Annotated in this window: 1 protein-coding gene and 1 pseudogene; both read left to right on the plus strand. The window is 69.2% G+C overall.

Going from position 1 to position 1,190, the window contains the following annotated elements; genetic code table 11:
* Positions 1 to 402, plus strand: a pseudogene (locus AX685_RS22415) (alpha/beta hydrolase); the annotation flags it as partial.
* Between the two features lie 82 nt (positions 403 to 484).
* The coding region (locus tag AX685_RS07240; RefSeq protein WP_066487001.1) for a hypothetical protein at positions 485 to 1,190 on the plus strand (706 nt) is incomplete at its 3' end.

The raw sequence follows: 1,190 nt of genomic DNA on the forward strand, positions 1-1,190 counted from the left end.
CTTCCCGCCGACAGCCTGCTGCGCACCGCCGACCCGCTGCCGATCGCGCATGTCGTCAGCCTGGGCGGGCTGCCCGATCTGGAAGCGACCGCCGCCAGCCCCGACAATGGCTGCGGCACCGCGGTGGTCGCACGGCTGGTCGGCACCGCCCGCACTGATCCCTATGCCGACACGTCGGTGCCGCGGCTGTTCCCGTTGGGCGTGCCGCAAGATCTGGTCAACGGACGCGAGGACCGCATCATCCCCTATCGCATGGCGACCGATTACGTCGCCCGCGCCACCGCCGCCAGCGACCGGGCGACGCTCCATCGCGTCGATCGCACCGGCCATGTCGAACTGGTGACTCCCGACACCGCCGCGTGGCGCGAAGCGAAGCGGCTGGTCCTGGCGGCGCTGCGATAGAACGGCCACCGCGTTCCGTTGATCGCGCTTGACGCACGGGCCGCCATAGTTTCATCTTCTACAATATAGATGGGGATAGTAGATGAAGAGATGGATCGTCGCAGCGTTGCTGCTGGCAACCGCGTGCAGCAAGGGGCCCGATCACGTCGATGAGGACCGCCGCGAAGAGGCAGGCCTCGGCGTCGACGTCACCGCCGCGCCGGGCGTCGCCTTCCGCTACGACTATAGCTTCCGCCTCCCGGCCGGGCATATCGCCGGCGCGCAGGAAGCGCATGCCCAGGCCTGCGAGCGGCTGGGGGTCACGCGCTGCCGCATTACCGGCATGACCTATAACGTCGGCGACGACCGCGATGTCGACGGGTCGTTGTCGTTCGCGCTTGAACCGTCGATCGCCCGCGCTTTCGGGCGGGAGGGGATCGCGGTCATCGAAAAATCGGATGGCATGCTGTCCAGCGCGGAGATCAGCGGGACCGATACCACCCCGGCTTCGGCCGCCGCAGCCGCCGGGCAACAAGCCGCGAAGGCGGATGGTTCGGCAGCGCAGGGCGACCTGGCAGCCGCCGGATCGGCCAGCGAGCGCGCCGAACTGCTGCGCCAGCGCGCAGAAGCCAAGGCCCGCGAACGCGCTGCCGCGGCCAGTATCGCCGAACAACGCACGCTGCTGGCAAGCACCCCGATGATGTTCCGCTACGTTTCCGGAACCGCGCTACGCAGCTTCGGCGAGGCCCCGCTGGCGCGCGCGGCGGACAATGCACTGGCGTCCACGCGATGGGTGCTCACCGCCATCC

It is taken from the genome of Sphingomonas sp. CCH9-F2, assembly GCF_001556735.1.
Lineage (GTDB): Bacteria > Pseudomonadota > Alphaproteobacteria > Sphingomonadales > Sphingomonadaceae > Sphingomonas > Sphingomonas ginsenosidimutans.